The sequence below is a fragment of the Cellulomonas triticagri genome (assembly GCF_003696205.1).
Lineage (GTDB): Bacteria > Actinomycetota > Actinomycetes > Actinomycetales > Cellulomonadaceae > Cellulomonas > Cellulomonas triticagri.
Genome location: NZ_RFFI01000260.1, coordinates 1 through 1341, shown reverse-complemented (window position 1 = coordinate 1341; position 1341 = coordinate 1). Strand labels below are relative to the sequence as shown.

General features: G+C 79.9%; 2 protein-coding genes. Both read right to left on the bottom strand.

The genetic code is table 11. From position 1 onward, the window contains the following. Positions 1–1125 (bottom strand): hypothetical protein (locus EBM89_RS20705; RefSeq protein WP_199732233.1); only part of this gene is annotated, 1125 nt, incomplete at its 3' end. Continuing rightward, a partial coding sequence (locus tag EBM89_RS21700; protein ID WP_158609751.1) for a hypothetical protein occupies positions 1122–1341 on the bottom strand: 220 nt, incomplete at its 5' end. The genes EBM89_RS20705 and EBM89_RS21700, both read right to left, overlap by 4 nt.

The window sequence follows — 1341 nt, the reverse complement described above, 5'->3', positions numbered from 1 at the left end:
CGCGAGGCCGCGCACCGCCGCACCCGACGCGCCGCGCGCCCGCAGCAGCACGAACGCCGCCCGCCGCCGCTCCACCGCGAGGACGGCGGCCAGCCACAGCACGCCGAGCGCGGTGCCCGCGGTCCCGGCCGCGAGCACGTCCAGCACGGTGGTGACCGTCGCCTCCCGCGCGCGACCGGCGACGAGCACGTCCGCGGTCTCGCTGCGCAGGCCCTGCGCGGCCCGGATCCGCAGCAGGTCGGCGAGCAGCGCCTCCCGGTCCTGGCCGCGCACGGCAGCGGCGTCGAGCGGGTACCAGGACCGGGCGCTCGCCGGCGTCGGGACCGCCAGCGCCGCGAGCGCGGTCGGGGCCACGAACGCCGCGCCCGTCACCAGGACGCCGTTGTTCGGGTCGTCCACCACGGACGCGGCGAGCGTCGACGGCAGGTGCGACCAGTAGCCCGCCCCGGGGTCGACGGCGGCGAACGTGCCGACCAGCCGCACCGTCACCGGGTACCCGGCGTCGAGCGACCGGCGGTCCTCGCCGACGCGCCACCGCAGGTCCTCGGCCGTCGCGGCGGACACCGCCACCTCGACCGGCGGGAGCCGACCGGGGACCGTGACGTCGCCCGGCGCCGCGCCCGCGACCGCCCCCGCGTCGTACGGCCCGGGGAGGCGGCCCTCGACCACCTCGACCTGCTCGGCGACCGTCGGGTCCAGCAGCAGGGTCAGGAACATCTCGCTGACGTCGGGGGCGGCGTCGCCCTTGCTCAGGTCGAACGTCTCGCGCGCGATCACCTGCTCCGCGCCGGACAGGACCGCGGCCAGCGCGGGACCGGCGTCGGCGACCCGCGCCTCCACCTGCTCCCGGTGCGCGTCGACCAGCGCCGTCGCCTCCGCCGGGGTCGGCACCGGTCCCCCGCCGACGACGTCCCGCGCGGGCAGCGCGAGGTCCCGCGCCACCGCCGACTGCGCCGCGACCTGCTGCGCCAGGTCGTCCGCCACCATCCGCTCGACGGCCCGCGGCCACGCGGCCAGGACCCCTGCGACGAGGAACGTCGTCAGCGCGAGCGCGACGAGCGTGCCCGCCTCCGCGCGCGCCTGCCGGAGCAGCAGCCGCACGGCGGTCGGCCGGGGCGCGCTCACTGCTGGGCCTCCTGCCGGACGGGGGCGTCCCGGACGCTGCGCCGCACCCGCACCGCGACGTCCAGCACCACGCCCGCCACCGCCAGGGCGGTGAGCCCGAGCAGCACGACGAGGCCGACCGGGTCCGCCGTCGGCGGCACGACCGTCGCGGGGTCGGCGCTGGTGGCCTGCACCAGCGTGCCCGCGCCGAGCGCCGCCACCGCCGTGCCGCCCGCG